15 protein-coding genes are annotated in these 18216 nt (G+C 72.3%); 6 read left to right on the top strand and 9 right to left on the bottom strand.

The features are described from left to right. Nucleotides 1-79: 79 nt before the first annotated feature. Entirely contained in the window at nt 80-289 is a 210-nt protein-coding gene (locus HDA43_RS31715; RefSeq protein ID WP_179828145.1) for a ubiquitin-like protein Pup, read from the bottom strand. A 459-nt stretch (nt 290-748) separates the two neighbouring features. Between HDA43_RS31715 and HDA43_RS31710 the strand changes: the two genes are divergently transcribed. Next, a complete protein-coding gene (locus HDA43_RS31710) occupies nt 749-1543 on the top strand; it encodes a serine/threonine-protein kinase (RefSeq protein WP_179828143.1) in 795 nt (264 codons plus the stop codon). A 45-nt stretch (nt 1544-1588) separates the two neighbouring features. On the opposite strand, the gene dop is transcribed toward HDA43_RS31710, so the two are convergent. The 4 genes from dop to HDA43_RS31690 all read right to left on the bottom strand — a co-directional run bounded on the left by dop (nt 1589) and on the right by HDA43_RS31690 (nt 7601). Further along, complete coding sequence (gene dop / locus HDA43_RS31705; RefSeq protein ID WP_179828141.1) at nt 1589-3106, bottom strand: depupylase/deamidase Dop; 1518 nt, start codon at nt 3104-3106, stop codon at nt 1589-1591. Nucleotides 3107-3192: 86 nt separating this feature from the next. Beyond that, a complete protein-coding gene (locus HDA43_RS31700) occupies nt 3193-4455 on the bottom strand; it encodes an acyltransferase family protein (protein ID WP_179828139.1) in 1263 nt (420 codons plus the stop codon). Between the two features lie 309 nt (nt 4456-4764). Next, nucleotides 4765-6528, bottom strand: coding sequence for a proteasome ATPase (gene arc / locus HDA43_RS31695; RefSeq protein ID WP_179828137.1), 1764 nt, complete (start codon nt 6526-6528; stop codon nt 4765-4767). Between the two features lie 206 nt (nt 6529-6734). Then, nucleotides 6735-7601 carry a tRNA (adenine-N1)-methyltransferase gene (locus HDA43_RS31690; protein WP_179828127.1) on the bottom strand — a complete coding sequence of 289 codons (867 nt, stop codon included), beginning with the start codon at nt 7599-7601 and terminating at the stop codon, nt 6735-6737. Nucleotides 7602-7716: 115 nt separating this feature from the next. Here HDA43_RS31690 and HDA43_RS31685 point away from each other — a divergent pair, with 115 nt between their 5' ends. Next, nucleotides 7717-8823 (top strand): GNAT family N-acetyltransferase, encoded by a 1107-nt coding sequence (locus tag HDA43_RS31685; protein WP_312873636.1) that lies wholly within the window; start codon nt 7717-7719, stop codon nt 8821-8823. 114 nt (nt 8824-8937) lie between these two features. Here HDA43_RS31685 and HDA43_RS31680 read toward each other — a convergent pair whose 3' ends face one another. Together HDA43_RS31680 and HDA43_RS31675 are read right to left on the bottom strand one after the other, a co-directional pair. Further along, entirely contained in the window at nt 8938-10290 is a 1353-nt protein-coding gene (locus tag HDA43_RS31680; RefSeq protein WP_179828123.1) for an FHA domain-containing protein, read from the bottom strand. Nucleotides 10291-10627: 337 nt separating this feature from the next. Then, on the bottom strand, nt 10628-11719 hold the full coding sequence (locus tag HDA43_RS31675) for a site-2 protease family protein (RefSeq protein WP_179828880.1): 1092 nt from the start codon (nt 11717-11719) through the stop codon (nt 10628-10630). 170 nt (nt 11720-11889) lie between these two features. Between HDA43_RS31675 and HDA43_RS31670 the strand changes: the two genes are divergently transcribed. Next, entirely contained in the window at nt 11890-12759 is an 870-nt protein-coding gene (locus tag HDA43_RS31670) for a RecB family exonuclease (RefSeq protein ID WP_179828121.1), read from the top strand. Nucleotides 12760-12998: 239 nt separating this feature from the next. Next, nucleotides 12999-13685 (top strand): response regulator, encoded by a 687-nt coding sequence (locus tag HDA43_RS31665; RefSeq protein WP_179828119.1) that lies wholly within the window; start codon nt 12999-13001, stop codon nt 13683-13685. A 159-nt stretch (nt 13686-13844) separates the two neighbouring features. Here the strand turns inward: HDA43_RS31665 and HDA43_RS31660 are convergent, their stop codons facing one another. Next, nucleotides 13845-15149: an aspartate aminotransferase family protein gene (locus HDA43_RS31660; protein ID WP_179828117.1), complete on the bottom strand. Its 1305-nt coding sequence runs from the start codon at nt 15147-15149 to the stop codon at nt 13845-13847. A gap of 131 nt (nt 15150-15280) precedes the next feature. Here HDA43_RS31660 and HDA43_RS31655 point away from each other — a divergent pair, with 131 nt between their 5' ends. Continuing rightward, a complete protein-coding gene (locus HDA43_RS31655) occupies nt 15281-16213 on the top strand; it encodes a LysR family transcriptional regulator (protein WP_179828115.1) in 933 nt (310 codons plus the stop codon). 50 nt (nt 16214-16263) lie between these two features. Here the strand turns inward: HDA43_RS31655 and HDA43_RS31650 are convergent, their stop codons facing one another. Beyond that, on the bottom strand, nt 16264-17151 hold the full coding sequence (locus tag HDA43_RS31650; protein WP_179828114.1) for a LysR family transcriptional regulator: 888 nt from the start codon (nt 17149-17151) through the stop codon (nt 16264-16266). A gap of 181 nt (nt 17152-17332) precedes the next feature. Here HDA43_RS31650 and HDA43_RS31645 point away from each other — a divergent pair, with 181 nt between their 5' ends. Next, nucleotides 17333-18154: a GNAT family N-acetyltransferase gene (locus HDA43_RS31645; protein ID WP_179828113.1), complete on the top strand. Its 822-nt coding sequence runs from the start codon at nt 17333-17335 to the stop codon at nt 18152-18154. Nucleotides 18155-18216: the final 62 nt, after the last annotated feature.

The raw sequence follows: 18216 nt of genomic DNA, 5'->3' as shown, positions 1-18216 counted from the left end.
GGCCGCCAGGACGGGTCCCTTCCTGATCCGTCGCCGGGACGGGCTCCCGTCCCGGCCGCGGGAACGCGGGTGACCCCGGCTATTCCCCGCCCTTCTGGATGTACGACCTGACGAACTCCTCGGCGTTCTCCTCCAGGACCTCGTCGATCTCGTCGAGGATCGCGTCGACGTCGTCCGAAAGCTTCTCGTTGCGCTCCTGGACGTCGGAGGTGTCGACCGAGGTGGTCTCCTCCGCCTCCCGTTCGGTCCGGCCGGTCTGCTTCTGGCCGCCGGTGTCCTTGCTAGCCATCTGTGGCACCTCCGCCTGGGGGACGCTTGTGCTTCCTATCTTCCCCGAAGCGACTGACATTGCGCGCGGATCGTCCCCCGATCTTTGTCCGGGGTCCGCGGCGACCGCCCAGGGGTTGTCGTCCGTCCAGAGAACCTCGTTCGTCCCCTTTAAGGCAAATATCCCCTTCTTTCGGCAACGACACCCCTGTCCGGAACGGGAAACCGTCCCGGCCCGACCCGGGAACGTTCCCGCGGCCTCCGGCGGCCGGTCCGGGGAGCCGGCGCCGCCCCGTGCCGGGAGCGGTCCCGCACGTTCTCCGTCCCCGCCTCCGCGGCCTCCCTCCGGTCACACGGCCTGGACCTTCACTCTCTGCGCCGACCGCCTTTACGATGTAGATTCGCAACTTGGGCGGGTTTTCTGACAGATCGGGGGCGTGCCAGTTAGCCCGCGGGGGTGGAAAACTGAGATCATTGACCGGTGAGCACCATCGTCGACAACCGGTACAAACTCGCCTCCCCCGTCGGCCGAGGAGCGACAGGGGTCGTCTGGCGTGCCTATGACATGCTTCTGGACCGCGAGGTGGCGCTCAAGGAGATCCCGCTGCCCCCGGGACCGGACGCGGTCGAACGGCGGCGCCGGGTGGTGCGCGAGGCGCGGATGGCGGCCCGGCTGAGCCACCGGGGCATCGTGACGGTGCACAACCTGGCCGAGGAGGCCGAGCGGCTCTGGATCGTCATGGAGTTCCTGGAGGCGCTGACCCTGCACGACACGCTGGTGCAGGCGGGGCCGCTGCCGGCGGACCTGGTGGCGGCGATGGGACGGCGCCTGCTGGACGCGCTGCGGCACGCGCACGACGGCGGGGTGATCCACCGGGACATCAAGCCCGCCAACATCATGCTGACGGGCGACCGGGTGGTGCTGGCCGACTTCGGGTTCGCCGCGCCGGAGGGGGCGGCGAGCGGCTCGATGCGGGGCACGCCCGCGTTCCTCGCGCCGGAGGCCCTGCACGGGCGGGGCGGCACCCGCGAGGCCGACATGTGGTCGTTCGGGGCGACGCTGTACATGGCCGTGGAGGGGCAGACGCCGTTCCGCACGGTCAACTCGATGGCCGCGCTGGCGGAGGCGCTGCGCGGGCCGGCGCGGGCGCCGCGGCGGGCGGGCCCCCTGGAGCCGGTGCTGCGGGGACTGCTGCGCAAGGACCCGCGGGCCAGGCTGAGCGCCGAGCAGGCCTCGGTCCTGCTGGCCCGGGTCCGCTGCACCAGCGCGGCCTGACCCGCCGGACGCGCCGCGCGGGGGCGCCCCCGCGCGGCGGCGGGCTCACCGGTCGCCGGTGAGGGCGCTGACCAGGTCGGCGGCGGTGCGGCAGCGGTCGAACAGCTCGCCCACGTGGGCCTTGGTGCCGCGCAGCGGCTCCAGGGTGGGGACGCGCTGCAGCGACTCGCGGCCGGGGATGTCGAAGATCACCGAGTCCCAGGACGCGGCGGCGACCGACTCGCTGAACTGGCTCAGGCAGCGGCCCCGGAAGTAGGCCCGGGTGTCGCTGGGCGGAGCCTCGATGGCCCGCTGGACCTCCTCCTCCGTGACCAGGCGCCGCATCCGCCCGCGGGCGACCAGCCGGTTGTACAGGCCGCGGTCGGGACGGATGTCGGAGTACTGCAGGTCGACGAGCTGCAGGCGCGGGTGGGACCAGGCCAGGCCGTCGCGGCTGCGGTAGCCCTCCAGCAGTTCCAGCTTGGCCACCCAGTCGAGTTCGCCGGCCAGCTGCATCGGGTCCTCGGCCAGGCGGGTGAGGACCGACTCCCAGCGGTCGAGGACATCCTTGGTGACCTCGTCGACGCCGTTGCCGCTGCGCTCCTCCGCGTACTTGCGCGCCAGCTCCAGGTACTCCATCTGGAGCTGGACGGCGGTCAGCCGGCGGCCGTCGCGCATGGCGATCTCGTACTTGAGGGTCGGGTCGTGGGAGACCGCGCGCAGCGCCTGGACGGGGTTCTCCACGGAGAGGTCACGCGTGAAGTAGCCGTCCTCGATCATGGCGAGGACGAGCGCGGTGGAGCCGAGCTTGAGATAGGTGGAGATCTCCGACATGTTGGCGTCGCCGATGATGACGTGCAGGCGCCGGTACTTGTCGGGGTCGGCGTGCGGCTCGTCGCGGGTGTTGATGATCGGCCGCTTGAGCGTGGTCTCCAGGCCCACCTCGACCTCGAAGAAGTCGGCCCGCTGGCTGATCTGGAAGCCCTCGCCACGGGAGTCCTGGCCGATGCCGACCCGGCCGGCGCCGGTGACGACCTGACGGGACACGAAGAACGGCGTCAGGTGCCGGACGATGTCGGCGAACGGCGTGGCCCGCCGCATCAGGTAGTTCTCGTGGCAGCCGTAGGAGGCGCCCTTGTTGTCGGTGTTGTTCTTGTAGAGCTGGATGGGAGCGTTGGAGGGGATCGCCGAGGCGCGGACCGCGGCGTCCTGCATGACCCGCTCCCCCGCCTTGTCCCAGATCACCGCGGCTCGTGGGTTGGTGCACTCGGGAGTGGAGTATTCGGGATGGGCGTGGTCCACGTAGAGCCGGGCGCCGTTCGTGAGGATCACGTTGGCCAGGCCCAGGTCCTCGTCGGTGAGCTGACTCTGGTCGGCCATCTCGCGGGACAGGTCGAAGCCCCGCGCGTCGCGGAGGGGGTTCTCCTCCTCGAAGTCCCACCGTGCCCGCCTGGCCCTGGCCGCGGAGGCGGCCAGGTAGGCGTTGACGACCTGGGACGAGGTCACCATCGCGTTGGCCCCCGGCTGTCCGGGCACGGAGATGCCGTATTCGGTCTCGATGCCCATCACCCGCCGTACCGTCATGCGCATCCTCTGTTCATCCGGGACTGTCTCCTCCGCCGTATATATCCCCGACCCTAGACCTTTCACTATGCCCGGTGGCCGGACAGTTATGGCAACGAAGCCTTTTCACCCGTCGCCCAGGGATCCGGGCGGGGATTCGGGGGCGGGCCGGGCGGGAAAGCCGGGGCCGCGGAGGCGACCGGCGGCGCGGCGGGGAACGCCGGCGCGGTGGCGGGGGCCGGGAACGCCTGGGCCACGGGGACCGGCGGCGGGGCGGGCACCGGCGGCGGGGCGGCCCGGCGCGTCCTCGCCCTGACGAACTCCTGGACCGGCCGCTCGGCCACCCGGTACACGAGGTAGGAGAAGGCCATCGCGGCCGCGACGGTGACCAGGGCGGTCAGCCAGGGCGGGAGGACGTCGCGCAGGGCGGGGACGATCAGCACGGCCGCCGCGGTGTGGAAGAGGTACAGGGGGTAGGTGAGCACGCCCAGCGTGACCAGGCCGCGCCACCGCAGCCGGCGCAGCAGGCCGAGCGCGACCAGCGCCATCAGCACGTAGAAGCCGATGACGGTGGCGGCCACGGCCCACGGGGGCACGGGCATGGCCGCGTAGCCGACCAGCCCGATCCGTCCGGCCACCCGCTCCATGGCGGCGCTGACGGCCAGCCCGGCGCTGATCCCGGCCAGGCACCACAGGACGAGGCGGGGGCCGAACCTGGTCATCAGGAAGAAGGCCATGCCGCCGACGAAGTACGGCGCGTACTTCGGCATCACGACGAGGTCCACCCACGCCTGGTCGCTGCCGGACAGGAGACCGGCCGCCAGCAGCCAGACGCCCATGAAGACCAGGCACCGGTTGAGCGTCACGCCGGCGATCACCAGGATCGAGATGAGCACGTAGAAGCGGAGCTCGGCCCACAGGGACCAGTAGACGCCGGTGGCGTCGTAGACGCCGAAGGCCCGCTGCAGCATCGTGAGGTTGACCCCGTACTCGGCGGGGCTGAGCTTGGGGTCCAGGGCGGTGGCGCCGGTCAGGCCGTAGAGGGCGGCGGTGACGGCGACGCTGACCCAGTAGGCGGGGAAGAGCCGCACCAGCCGGGAGAGGGCGAACGCGCCGAGGCCGCGGCCCCAGATGCTCATCAGGATGACGAAGCCGCTGATCATGAAGAACAGCTCGACGCCGAGGATGCCGAGTCCCGAGAGGGTCGAGATCGCGGGGAAGAGCTTCGCCGGCCGCTCGCCCCACACCGAGGCGAAGGCGATGAAGTAGTGGAAGGAGAGCACCGCCAGGGCGGCGACGAAACGGAGGAGGTCCAGCTCGGCGAGACGGCCACTCCCCCGGACCGTCCCGCGAGACCCCGCGCCGGTCACCGGATGACCGCGCCTGAATGATCACGCACGTCGGTTGGACGGCCGCTGGATCACCTGGGTTCCCGGTGGTGTGATCACACTTGTGTGACGGACGGGACGGCCGGTGCGCCGGGGCCGCCCCGCGCGCCCGGCCCGGCACCGTCGCGGCCCGTCGCGGCCCGCGGACCGCACGGTCCCGGACCGCGGCCGACAGGCCAGGGCCCGCCGTACGGCCGGACACGCCGTACCGGCCCGGACACGCCTCGCGGCGCGGCCCCCGCCGGGGTCGCGCCGCGAACGCGCTCGCCGTACGCCGGTGTGGCGACGGTCCTAGAGGTACTGACCGGTGTTGGCCACCGTGTCGATGGACCGGCCGGCCTCGGTGCCCTGCTTGCCCGTCACGAGGGTGCGGATGTAGACGATCCGCTCGCCCTTCTTGCCGGAGATGCGGGCCCAGTCGTCGGGGTTGGTGGTGTTGGGCAGGTCCTCGTTCTCGGAGAACTCGTCGACGCAGGCGGCCAGCAGGTGCTGGATCCGCAGGCCCTTCTGCCCGCTCTCCAGGAACTGCTTGATCGCCATCTTCTTGCTGCGGTCCACGATGTTCTGGATCATGGCCCCGGAGTTGAAGTCCTTGAAGTACAGGACCTCCTTGTCGCCGTTGGCGTAGGTCACCTCGAGGAAGCGGTTCTCCTCGCTCTCGGTGTACATCCGCTCGACGACCCTCTGGATCATCGCGGCGACGGTCGCGGTGCGGTCGCCGTTGTGCTCGGAGATGTCGTCCGGGTGCAGCGGCAGTCCCTCGGTGAGGTACTTGGAGAAGATGTCCTTGGCCGCCTCGGCGTCCGGCCGCTCGATCTTGATCTTGACGTCCAGGCGGCCGGGCCGCAGGATCGCCGGGTCGATCATGTCCTCGCGGTTGGACGCGCCGATCACGATCACGTTCTCCAGGCCCTCGACGCCGTCGATCTCGCTGAGGAGCTGGGGAACGATGGTGTTCTCGACGTCGGAGGAGACCCCCGAGCCGCGGGTCCGGAAGATCGAGTCCATCTCGTCGAAGAACACGATCACCGGGGTGCCCTCGGACGCCTTCTCACGGGCCCGCTGGAAGACCAGGCGGATGTGCCGCTCGGTCTCGCCGACGTACTTGTTGAGGAGCTCCGGTCCCTTGATGTTGAGGAAGAAGCTCTTGCCGGACTGACCGGTCTTCTCCGCGACCTGCTTGGCCAGGGAGTTGGCGACGGCCTTGGCGATCAGGGTCTTGCCGCAGCCGGGCGGGCCGTACAGCAGCACACCCTTGGGAGGACGCAGCTTGTGCTCGCGGAACAGGTCGGCGTGCAGGTAGGGAAGCTCGATGGCGTCCCTGATCTGCTCGATCTGCCGCATGAGCCCGCCGATCTCCTCGTAGGAGATGTCGGGCACCTCCTCCAGGACGAGCTCCTCGACCTCGGACTTGGGGATGCGCTCGTAGACGTAGCCGGAGCGCGATTCCATCAGCAGCGAGTCGCCGGCGCGGATCGGCTGGTCGAGCAGCGACTCCGCCAGCCGCACCACCCGTTCCTCGTCGGCGTGCGAGATCACCAGCGCGCGCTGGCCGTCCTCAAGGAGCTCCTTGAGCATCACGATCTCGCCGATCTCCTCGTATCCGAGGGCCTCCACCACGTTGAGCGCCTCGTTCAGCATGACCTCCTGGCCACGCTTGAGCGACTCGACGTCCACCGCGGGGCTGACGTTCACTCGGAGCTTGCGGCCGCCGGTGAAGACCTCCACCGTGCCGTCTTCTCTGGCCTCGAGGAAGACGCCGAACCCGGACGGCGGCTGCGCCAACCGGTCGACCTCCTCCTTGAGCGCGACGATCTGGTCTCTGGCCTCCTTGAGGGTCGACACCAGACGCTCGTTCTGACCGGTGACGGCCGCGAGATTCGCCTGCACCTCATGGAGACGCTCTTCGAGGACTCTGGCCTGCCGGGGAGACTCCGTCAGCTTCCGACGCAACGCGGTGATCTCCTCCTGCAGGAAGGAGACCTGCGTTCTGAGGTCAGCGACCTCCCGTTCGCGCTGCGCGGCCCGAGCTTCGGCGTCATCGCGAGCTGCCACGGCGTCACCTCCTTCCCAGTCGAGACCGACTACTCAAAACCCTACCCATCCGGGGGCTGTCAGTTACCTGGTAGAGCAGTGTTCGTATAGCTACATTAAGTATCTGGCGATTAATCCCTTATGAAGCGGTTAGTGCGTAGAAGCATAAGAACACGACCGTCTGGCGTCATGTAACACGCCTACGTGCTCTCGTGGCTGAATCGTCATCATGCGGTGGAAGTCGAGTCCTCGCCATACGCTCCCTTTGCCGGACGCCTACGCCGGGGTGGTGGGGTCACCCCGTCCGCCATGCGACGGGCGGTGACGAGGAATCCGGTGTGTCCGACCATCCGGTGGTCGGGCCGTACGGCGAGCCCCTCGACGTGCCAGTCGCGAACCAGGGTCTCCCACGCGTGGGGCTCGGTGAAACTCCCGTGTTCGCGCAGAGTTTCGACCGTTCGCGACAACTGCGTGGTGGTCGCCACATAACAGCAGATCACCCCGCCGGGCGTGAGCGCCTTGGCCGCGGCGTCCACGCACTCCCACGGCGCGAGCATGTCGAGAATGATCCGGTCGACGTCACTCTCGTCGAGCGCTTCGGCGAAGTCCCCGACCACCAGGCGCCACTGCTCCATCGGGCCGCCGTAGAACTTCTCCACGTTCTTGGTGGCCACCTCCGCGAAGTCCGCGCGCCGCTCGTAGGACGTCACCTTGCCCTCCGTGCCCACCGCGCGCAGCAGGAAACACGTCAGCGCGCCGGAGCCGACCCCCGCCTCGACGACGCGCGCGCCGGGGAAGACGTCGGCCATCGCGACGATCTGCGCCGAGTCCTTGGGGTAGATGACCGCCGCGCCGCGCGGCATGGACAGCGTGTAGTCCTGGAGCAGATGCCGGAACGCGAGGTACTGGGTGCCGCCGGACGAACGGACCACCGACCCCTCGGGCTGCCCGATGAGGTCGCTGTGCGGGATCGCACCCTTGTGGGTGTGGAAGACCCCGTCCTCCTTCAGCGTCACCGTGTGGCGCTTGTTCTTGGGGTCGGTGAGCTGAACCTGATCCCCGGCCCTGAAGGGCCCATGCCTGCGAAAACCCATGAACGCAAGGTTATCGGCGCGCGGGGTGCCCCCGATCCCGGGCGGCGGGGCCGCCGGACGCGCGGAGGAGGCAATTCGTTCGCTCCTTTCGGGAGGAACTGATAGCACTTGGAGGGTGTTCCCCAGAGACGTCATCCCCGCCGGTTCCGTCCTCCTGCGCGAGGTGACCCCCGCCGACCTGGAACCGATGGTCAGGGCCTGCGCCGATCCGCTGATCATCCGGTTCGTCCCGAGCGTCCGGGTGCCGTACACCCTCGCCGACGCGTCCTCCTATCTGGAGGTCGCCGGGCGGACATGGGGCAACGGCGGCGCCTCCTTCGCCGTGGCGGACGCCGGCACCGGCGAGTGGCTGGGCAACATCAGCCTCAAGCCGTCCGACCCGCGCGGCAACGCCGAGGTCGGCTACCTCATCGCGCCGTGGGCGCGGGGCCGCGGCGTCGCCACCGCTGCCACCCGGGCGCTGACGGAGCGCGCCTTCGCCCACGGGGTGGCGCGCGTGGAGCTGCTGGCCGACGTGGAGAACCTCCCCAGCCAGCGGGTCGCGATGGCCGCCGGCTTCGGCCGGGAGGGCGTGCGGCGCGCGGCCGAGCCCCGCCGCGACGGCACCCGCGGCGACCTGGCGTCCTTCGCCCGGCTGGCCACCGACTCGGGTGAGCGGGTACGGTCGCTCCTCCCGGACCTGCCCGGCGGCTCGCTGACCGACGGCGTCGTACGGCTGACGCCGCTGGAGGCCGGCGACGCCGACGACTACCACGCCCTGCAGAGCCTGCCGGACGTCGTGGCCCACAGCGTCCCGCCGGAGGCGCCCGACCCCGACGACAGCGAGCGGTTCTGCCGGGAGGCGGGCATGCTGTGGCTGGCCGGCGAGCGGGTCGAGCTCGCCGTACGGGACGCCACCACCGGCGCCTTCGCCGGGCACATCCAGCTCAGCGCGATCATCCCCCCGCTGGGCGAGGCCATGACCGGCTACAGCCTGCTGCCGGAGTTCCGGGGCAGGGGGTTCGCCTCCCGCGCGGTGGACCTGCTCACGGAGTGGGCTCTGGCGCACACCCCGCTGGCCCGGATCGTGGCCGGCACCTCGCCGGACAACATCGCCTCCCACCGCGTGCTGGAGCGCGCGGGCTTCACCCGGGAGGCGCTGCTGCACGGCAGGCTCCCCGGCCCCGGCGGCACGCGCGTGGACGACCTGCTGTGGTATCGCGCCCGGACGGCCGGGGCCTGACGGATCGGCCCGCCCGGACGGCCCAGGGGCCTCCCCGGGGCCGGGCGGCGCCTCCCTAGGCCAGGCGGCGCCTCCCCGGGCCGGGGAGGCGCGGGGAGGCCTCCCCGGAGCCGGTCAGCGGTTGCGGTGCGACTCGTAGCGCATGGTGCGGGAGACCCCGATCCGCACGGTCGTGCCCGGCATGATCGTGACCGGCTCGTTCGGCGGGATGTCGTAGAAGTTGGGGTCGCCCGGCGGCTGGATCTGCGTGCCGTTGACCGAGCCGAGGTCGATCAGGTTGACGTCCCAGCCGTCCAGCGCCACCCGCAGGTGGCGGCGCGACACCGAGCCGTCGGGGCTGGTGACCTTCGCCGGGCGGACCGAGCCGTCGGCGACCTCCGGCGCCCGGTCGGGGTCGCGGCCGACGAGGTGGTCGGCGTCGAGGCGCAGGGTCATCCCGTCGTCGAGCAGCAGCACGCCCAGCGGCGGGCGCGGCCCCTGGTAGGGGGCGAGCGAGCGCTGCACGAGGGCGATGCCGCACACCGCGCAGTACGGCACGCGCGGGTCGTTGAAGTGGTCGTTCTTGCAGTCGACCCCGTAGACCAGCGGCTGCGCCGCGGGGGCGGCCTCCGGCTCGGGCGCCGCCTGCGGGCCGCCCTGCGCCGGCGGCTCGGAGGCGAACTGGCGCTCACGGGACTCGGGCTCGAACGGCCGCTCGCGCGGCCCGGCGGGCTCGCCGCCCGTCCCGGCGGCCTCCATGGCACCCGTGGGCTCCAGGGTGTCCGTCTCCCGCGGCGCGACGGCCGGGATCGGGCCGGACACCGGACCCTGCTGCGGCGGGACCTGCGGTCCCGGTTCGGGGTGCCACGCCTGCTGCTCCGGCCGCGGCGGCGGCGGGACCGGGATCGGCGGGGCGGGGTCGGGGGGACCCATCGGGTAGGGCGCGGGCGGCGGGGCCTCCGTCGCGGGCGCCTCCGCCTGCCGCGGCACGGCGCTCCGGGCCGCGGGCGGGGCCCCGGCGCCGGCCGGGTCGCACAGGATACCGCCGCCGACGACCACGCCGCCGTCCAGCCGGGCCAGCGGATGCGCCGGGCCGGCCTCCGGCAGGCGCAGCTCGATGCCGGTGACCGGGCCGGGGACCAGCCGGTCCGACCAGGTGAGCGCGTCGCGCCCGGCGAGCCGTACCTCTCCGCCCGGGCCGGTGACCGCCGCGGAGGCGGGTCCGCTGACCAGGACGGCCACCCCGTCGCCCACGGACCCGGCGACGGCGCACGCGACGGGCTCGCCCATCATGACGGCCAGCACCTGGGCCACCCGGCGGGCCAGTGCCCGGCCGTCGCCGCCGGAGGCGGCGGTGTCGTGCAGCGCCGCGAGGAGGTCCGCGGCGACGGTCTCGGCCGCGTCGCACACCAGCAGCAGGCCCTCCACGCGGGCGACCAGTCCGCTGCCCGGCAGCGGGCGCACCGTTCCCAGGCCGTCCCCGCTCACCGAGCACCCCCGGCGTGACGGCCCCGTCCTTCGGTGCGGGGAGAAAACGCGGCTCGTTTCTGCATTCTGTCCTCTGAGTCTCGGTGGCTGGGATGGGGCGTCCGGCCGGCCCGGGGCGGGGATGCGGCGGACCGACATCGCCGATCATTCCAGGCCGTAGGAAAAAGTACAGCAGACGGCCGCGGGACGGGCTCCCTCCCGGCCTCGGCGACCCCGCCCGGACCACCGGCTCGTGCCGCGCGGGAGGCGGGAGACGGCCCTCCGGCTCCCTGACCGTGACGCGGCCCATGGCTCCGGCCGCGCCGCGCGGGCGGCGGGCCCGGACCCCCGGCGCGGATCAGACGCCGCTGAACATCCGGTTGACGTCGGAGGTGGCGAGCACCCCGAAGACGGTGCCGTCGCGCTCCACCAGGAGGTACTCCCCCGCCGGGGACTGGCGCATGGCGTCGATCAGGGACTCCCCCACCAGGTCGGCGGCCAGCACCAGCGACGGTTCGAGGCCGCGCGCCAGCGAGCCCGCCGTCACCCAGGGACGGCGGTGCTCCGAGGTGGCCTCGACCGCCGCCTCGTTGACGATGCCCGTCGGGCGGCCGTCGTGGCCGACCACGACCACCGCGCCCGCGCGCACCTCGGCGGCCCGGCGCAGCGCCTCGGCCAGCGGCACGTCCCCGGTCACGGCGACGGCCCGGCGGGCCAGGGAGCGGGCGTTCAGCTGGGGGATGCGGGCCCGCAGCTTGGCGCCCTGCAGCGCCTGGGTGGCGCCGATCCAGATGAAGCTGGCCAGCAGCACCGACCAGATGACCATGCCCCAGCTGGGGTCCTGGCCGCTCATCAGCGCCAGGCTGACCGGCACCGCGATCAGGACGACGGCCAGCACGCGGCCCGTCCAGGCCGCCGCGATCGTGCCCGAGCCGGGGCTGCGGGTCGCCTTCCAGACCCCGGCGCGCAGCATGCGCCCGCCGTCCAGCGGCAGGCCGGGCAGGAGGTTGAAGATCCCGACGACCAGGTTGGCCAGCCAGAGCTGGAAGACCAGGACGCCGAGGACGGTGCCGGGGTCGATGAACATCGAGGCGGCGTAGCCGGCGGCGCCCAGGCCCAGCGACAGCAGCGGCCCGGCGAAGGCGACCATGAACTCCCTGCCGGGCGTCTCCGGCTCGCGCTCGATCTCCGAGACGCCGCCGAGGAGGTAGAGGGTGACGCGCCGGACCGGCAGGCCGTACATCTTGGCGACCACGCAGTGCGACAGCTCGTGCAGCAGCACCGACACGTACAGCAGGACCGCGAAGACGAAGGAGACGACGTACGTCATCGGGAGGCTGAGCTGCGGCAGCCGGTAGGCCACGACCTCCTGGAAGGTGAACGTGATGAACGCCGCGACCAGCAGCCAGGTCGGCGAGACATAGACCGGGATGCCGAACGGCCGTCCCATCCGCAGCCCGGGATTTTCCTGGCGCGGGCTCTCGCTGCTCACCGCTGGCTCACCGTTCCTCGCTCGCTCGCGTCTGTTGGCCTTGATGCTACGCGCCGCCCACGCCGGGCGCGGACGCCCGCGGCCCACCCCGGGCCCAAACTGTCGTCACCGTGACCTACAGTGCGGACATGTCACTGACCGAGCCCACGATCATCGGAGCGCTGTCGCCGTCCCGCGCCGGGGACTTCATGACGTGCCCGCTGCTGTACCGGTTCCGCGTGGTCGACCGGCTTCCCGAGCCGCCGTCGCCCGCCGCGGTGCGCGGCACGGTCGTCCACTCGGTGCTGGAGCGCCTGTACGACCTGCCGGCGCCGGGTCGTACGGTGGCCGCGGCCCTCGATCTGCTGGAGCCGCAGTGGCACAGGCTCCTCGAGGAGGAGCCCGCCTACGCCGGCATGTTCTCCGGGGAGAAGGAGCGGGCCGAGTGGCTGGCCGGGGCCCGCGCCATGCTGGAGCGCTACTTCACCCTGGAGGACCCCACCTGCCTGGAGCCCGCCGAGCGGGAGCTGTACGTCGAGGCGGTGCTCGACAGCGGCCTGATGCTGCGGGGTTTCATCGACCGGCTGGACGTCGCGCCCACCGGCGAGGTCCGCGTGGTCGACTACAAGACCGGCAGCGCGCCGGGGCCGGCCTTCGAGGCCAAGGCGCTGTTCCAGATGAAGTTCTACGCGCTGACGCTGTGGCGGCTGCACGGGTCGGTGCCGCGCCTGCTGCAGCTGATGTACCTCGGCGGCGAGGGCGAGGTGCTGCGCTACGCCCCCGACGAGGCCGACCTGCTGGCCACCGAGCGCAAGGTGCAGGCGCTGTGGGCGGCCATCGAGCGGGCGCTGGAGACCGGCGAGTGGCGTCCACGGCCCAGCCGGCTGTGCGACTGGTGCAACTACCGCGAGCTGTGCCCGGAGTTCGGCGGCACTCCCCCGCCGGTGCCCGAGCGGCAGCCGGGCGACACCGTGCGCAGCACCCGCCGCACGCCCAGGGCCGCCACCGACGAGCTCTGAGGCCCGCCGTACCAGGCCGGCCGGCGGGCTCCGGGACCGGCCGTCCCGGCCGGGCGTGCGGCGGCGTGCGGGACCGGTGACGGCCGCGGCGCCGCGGGGCCGGGCCTCTCCCCGGAACGGACCCGGCGCGGGCTCGCGGCGCCGGGGGGCACGCCGCGCCTCTATGGTGGAGTTCTGCGGATCGGCCCGTGCGGAGGGCCGCTCCGAGGCCGGCGCCCGGTTCCCCTCGAAGGTGTGTGATGACGATCAGAGTGCTGCTGGTCGATGACCAGCCACTGCTGCGCACCGGTTTCCGCCTCATCCTGGAGGCCGAGCCGGAGATCACCGTCGTCGGCGAGGCCGGGGACGGCAAGGCCGCCCAGGAGCAGGCGAGGGCGCTGCTGCCCGACGTGATCCTGATGGACGTCCGGATGCCGGGCGTGGACGGCATCGACGCCACCCGCCGGATCGTCCGGGAGGCGGCGCACGGCGCCCACGTGCCCAGGGTGCTGGTGCTGACCACGTTCGACCTGGACGAGTACATCGTGGAGGCGCTGCGCGCCGGGGCCAGCGGTTTCCTGCTCAAGGACGTCCCGCCCGAGGATCTGGTGCAGGCCATCCGGGTGGTCGCGGCGGGCGACGCCATCGTCGCGCCGAGCGTCACCCGGCGGCTGCTCGACCGGTTCGGCGCGCACCTGCCGTCCACCCGCCGCCCGTCGGCCCCGGTCCGGCTGGAGCGCCTCACCGAGCGCGAGCTGGAGGTGCTGCGGCTGATCGCCCGGGGCATGTCCAACGCCGAGATCGCCGCCGAGCTGGTGGTGAGCGAGACGACCGTCAAGACGCACGTCGGCAACGTCCTCACCAAGCTGGGCCTGCGCGACCGGGTGCAGGCCGTGGTCCTGGCCTACGAGACCGGTCTGATCACCCCGGGCACCACCTTCTCCTAGGAACCGTTCGGAGCCGGTCACGTCCACCGAGGTGGTGTACGAGCCGCCACCGCGTGATCCGTCCTTGCCGGTCACGCGGTACGGCCGTCCTCGTCTCACGACGCCCCGCCCTCCGGCGGACCGATGCCGGCGGCGACGGGTGCGGGGCGCCGGTTCACCTCACCCGGCGGCGTCGAGCACCGCTTTGAGCGACGCCTCGAGGATGTCCACGCCGAGGTGCAGTTCGTCTTCCTTGATCGTGAGAGGCGGGGCGATGCGGAAGATGCCGCCCATCTCGGGTAGCTGGACGATGTTCATGTGCAGGCCTCGTTCGAGACAGGCCGCGGTGATCGCCTTGCCCAGTGCGTCGGCGGGCGCCTTGCTCTTCTTGTCCTTGACGAGCTCGATGCCTTGGAGCAGGCCACGGCCGCGAACGTCACCGACGACCTCGTAGTCGTCGCGCAGCGCCAGCAGCCGGCCGGTGAGCTGGCCGCCCAGCGTCGCGGCACGCTCCGTGAGGTTCTCGCGCTCGACGACGTCGAGGACCGTAAGCGCGACGGCGGCCGCCAGGGGGTCGGAGACGTGGGTGGTGTAGAAGAGGAAACCCCGGTCGTGGCAGACCTGCTCGATCTCGTCGGTCGTGATGACGGCCGCCACGGGCAGTCCGGCTCCCAAGGTCTTCGACAACGTCAGGATGTCGGGTGCGACCCCGTCGCGCTCGAACGCGTACATCGTTCCGGTGCGGCCGAGGCCGGTCTGCGCCTCGTCCAGGATGAGCAGCATCCCGCGTTCGTCGCACATCTCCTTGAGACGACGCAGATATCCCGGCGGCAGGTCGATGATCCCGCCTGAGGACAGGATGGGCTCGATGAGGCAGGCGGCGAGACTCCCGGCGGACTGCCGGTCGACCAGGGCGAAGCCGTAGGCGAGCTCGGCCTCCCAGTCGTACGACCCGTCGGAGGATCGGAACGGCGAACGATAGGCGTTCGGCGTGGGCAGCGCCAGGTTGCCCGGTGTCGGGGGACCGTAGCCATGCCGCCCGGCGGAGAAGGTCGCGGCGGCGGCCCCCTGGGTCATGCCGTGCCACGAGCGGTCGAAGGAGACGATCTCGAAGCGGCCGGTGGAGAGCTTGGCCATCTTGATCGCGGCCTCGTTCGCCTCGGCTCCCGTGGTGAGCAGCATCATCTTGCCGAGCGCCGGGGGCAGGGTCGCGGTGAGCCTGTCGGCGAGCTCCAGCACGGGAGCGCTGAGCATGCCGCTGAAGAGGTGGTCCAGCGACGCGACCGCGGACGAGACCGTCGCCACGATGTCCGGGTGCGCATGGCCGAGGATGGAGCTCATCTGCCCTGAGGTGAAGTCGAGGATCGGCGTGCCCTGGCGATCGAAGACGTACGCACCGGAGGCTCGTTCGATGACCCGCGGGGTGAAGCCGGTTCCGTAGCGGATCAGGAGGCGGTCCGCCTCGTCCCAAAACGTCGTGTCCATCGTCAACCCTCTCTCACCGCGTCCGAGACGACGTCGGATCTTCTGCTCGGTGCCATCTTCCATCGACGACAAAACTCGTAACAAGCAAACAAATACGACTTATCATTCGGTATTGCCTTACGATCGATGCCATGCTCAACCCGCAACGCCTCGCGATCCTGCGCGCGGTCCTGGCCGCCGGGTCGATCAACCAGGCGGCACGGAACCTCAGCTACTCCCCGGCGACGATCAGCCAGCACATGACCGCCCTGGCGAAGGAGACCGGGCTGGTCCTTTTCGAGAAGCAGGGACGCGGTATCAGCCCCACCGATGCCGCGCGGCACCTGGCAGACCAGGCTCAGTCGCTCCTCGCCGACTTCGGACGCCTTGAACGTGTCGTCGCGGACCTCCGGAGCGGTCAGGCGCAGCATCTGGCGATCACCTGCTTCGCCTCCGCGGCCGAGCGGTGGATCCCAGAGGTCGTGCGGACCGTTCGCCGGCACCGGCCGAACCTCACCGTCGAGATCAGCCTCAACGAACCCGTGGACGGGCGCGGTCGCCGACGGCCGGACCTCGACATCCGGACCGAGCCCGCCGACGGAGCCGAGGTGCACCTTGACGGCTACCAGCGTCATGAGCTCGCCGTCGAGGAACTCGTCGCCGTGCTCCCCGCCGACCACCCCCTCGCCGATGCCCGCGAACTCGCTTTCCGGGACCTCGAGGGCGAGCCCTGGGTGGACCACGACATCTACGACAGTCCGATCGGGCAGATCATCCTGACCGCTTGCAGGGCCGCCGGATTCACGCCGCGCTATGCCGCCCGCTTGGACGATCACCGGGCGGCGCTGCGACTGGTGGAGACGGGCATCGGCGTCACCGTCATGCCACGCCTGGCCGTCGCGGAGCTCCCCGGCGGAGTCGTCGCCAGGCCCGTGGTCCGCCCCACCGTCTTCCGGCGCATCGTCGTCCACGCCCGCCAGGATCGACGGCGCGGCGACCTCATCGCCCGCGCGGTGGCACAGCTTCGCGACAGCGCCCGCAAGGTGGTACCGGCGGAGACCTCACCGACGGGGAACGGTCCCTGATCGAGCCTCATCCGCCCCCGGGCGAGCGGGGCCCGGCCCCGGACCCGCGGTCACGGCGCCGGCGGGTGGCCCGCCGGGGCGTGCCGGCGCAGCTCGGCGAGGATCCGGGAGAGCACCGGCCGGGTGTCGGCGCGCCGCCAGGCGAGGGCGACGGTGCACCGCCGGTCGCCGGAGAGCGGCACGAACACCACCCCGGTGCGGGCGTAGTGCTCGTCGGTGCTCTGCGACAGCAGGGCGATCCCCTGACCCGACGCCACCAGCTCCAGGGTCTCCTCGATGGCGCCGGACCCGATCTCACCGGCGATGTCCGTCACGCCGAGCGATCCGGGGCCGCGGAAGTCCCGCCAGACCGGGTCGGGACTGCGCGGCACCACCCACACCCGGCCGCCCAGGTCGGCCGGGCCGAGGACGGAGGCCCGGGAGAGCGGGTCGCCGGCGGGCACCGCGACGGCCCGGCGGTCGGCGCTGACGACCATGAGTTCCAGGGCGTCATCGGTCAGCGGCGGCCACACCACGGCCAGGTCGCTGGTCCCGGCCAGCAGGCCGCAGGAGGGGTCGTCGAAGTCGAAGCGGCGCAGCCGTACGTCCCGACCGGAGGCCCGCCGTACCGTGCCGAGCAGCGTCGAGGTGCGCGTCCCCGCCGCCTCGCCCATGAAGCCCACGGTGAGGCCGGGGGCGTCCCCGGCGAGCAGGGCCTCGAACTCGTCGGCGGCGGCGGTCACCGCGGCCGCGTGGGCCAGCACCCCGGCGCCCAGCTCGGTCAGGCGGGCGCCGTCGTGGTCGCGGACCAGCAGCGGCCGGCCCGCCGCGGCCTCCAGGCGGCGCACCGCGGCGCTCACCGTCGGCTGGCTGACCCCGAGCGCGGCGGCGGCCCCGCGGAAGGAGCCGGCGCGGGCGACGGCGACGAACGCCCGTACGGCGGGCAGCGTGATGTCCACCCCGGGATGATAGCCGTCGGCTATCGGCATAGCGGGAAACTGTCGGACCGGCCGGCGTCCCGTACCCGAGGATCGTCCGGTGATGTTCGCGGGACGGGCGAGCCGCCCGGACGGGCCTGGCCCGCCGCGACGGCGCTCCCCGGCACCGTGGCCGGGGCGCCCGGGATCTTGGAGGAATGTGATGGTGATCCGGGAGCTGACGTCCGGCGACCTCGACGGCTGCCTGCGGCTCGCCGAGGACAGGGGCTGGGGCCGGGAGGAGCGCAAGTGGCGTTTCCTGCTGGAGGGCGGCGAGGGGTACGGGATCGTGGACGGCGCCGGGGACCTGGTGGCGACCGCGATCCTGACCCGGTACGGAGGTCGCACCGCGGCGGTCAGCATGGTGCTGGTGGCCTCACGCCTCGCGCGGCGGGGCCTGGGCACCCGGCTGATCGCGCACGTGCTGGACCGGGCGGGCGGCCTGACCGTCTTCCTGAACGCCACCGCCCAGGGGCGCCCCCTGTACGAGAAGCTGGGGTTCCGGGTGACCGGCGGGGCCTCCATGCACGTGGGGGTCTTCACCGGGCCGCCGTCGGGCGTCTCCCGCGCCGCGCGGCCGGAGGACCTGAAGGCGATCGCCGACCTGGACGCCGAGGTCGTGGGCGCGAACCGGTCCGATCTGCTGCGGCGCTACGCGGGCTTCGCCGAGGAGATCCGGGTGATCGACGACGGCCGGGGCGTGTCGGGGTACGCGGGGATGTGGCGCAACGTCACCAACACGGTCGTCGGCCCCGTGATCGCGGCCGGCCCGGAGGACGCCCGCGCCCTGATCGCCGACCTCGCCGCGCGGGCCGGGCGGCCGGTGCGGCTGGAGGTCGAGGACCGGCGCCCGGAGCTGGCGGCGTGGCTGGACGGCCACGGAGTGACCGCGGGCATGCGGACGTCGGACATGGTCGCCGGGTCCGGGCCGCTGCCCGGTGACCGGTCGCGGTTCTTCGCCCCGGTCATGTCGGCGCTCGGCTGAGGCGCCCGCGGGCCGGGAGCGGCTCGCGGGCCGAGGGGCCGGACGCCGGGGCCGGCCGGGCC

Source organism: Streptosporangium sandarakinum (genome assembly GCF_013409935.1).
Taxonomy (GTDB): domain Bacteria; phylum Actinomycetota; class Actinomycetes; order Streptosporangiales; family Streptosporangiaceae; genus Streptosporangium; species Streptosporangium nondiastaticum.
The sequence above is the reverse complement of the archived record's forward strand: the minus strand, read 5'-3'. Positions and strand labels throughout refer to the sequence as shown.

Bases quoted from the DNA above. Each gene is read 5' to 3' on its own strand.
- HDA43_RS31715 (WP_179828145.1), bottom strand. From the start codon at position 289: ATGGCTAGCAAGGACACCGGCGGCCAGAAGCAGACCGGCCGGACCGAA.
- dop (WP_179828141.1), bottom strand. From the start codon at position 3,106: ATGACGGTACGGCGGGTGATGGGCATCGAGACCGAATACGGCATCTCC.
- HDA43_RS31690 (WP_179828127.1), bottom strand. From the start codon at position 7,601: ATGGGTTTTCGCAGGCATGGGCCCTTCAGGGCCGGGGATCAGGTTCAG.
- HDA43_RS31675 (WP_179828880.1), bottom strand. From the start codon at position 11,719: ATGGGACGGCCGTTCGGCATCCCGGTCTATGTCTCGCCGACCTGGCTG.
- HDA43_RS31670 (WP_179828121.1), top strand. From the start codon at position 11,890: ATGTCACTGACCGAGCCCACGATCATCGGAGCGCTGTCGCCGTCCCGC.
- HDA43_RS31665 (WP_179828119.1), top strand. From the start codon at position 12,999: ATGACGATCAGAGTGCTGCTGGTCGATGACCAGCCACTGCTGCGCACC.
- HDA43_RS31660 (WP_179828117.1), bottom strand. From the start codon at position 15,149: ATGGACACGACGTTTTGGGACGAGGCGGACCGCCTCCTGATCCGCTAC.
- HDA43_RS31655 (WP_179828115.1), top strand. From the start codon at position 15,281: ATGCTCAACCCGCAACGCCTCGCGATCCTGCGCGCGGTCCTGGCCGCC.
- HDA43_RS31645 (WP_179828113.1), top strand. From the start codon at position 17,333: ATGGTGATCCGGGAGCTGACGTCCGGCGACCTCGACGGCTGCCTGCGG.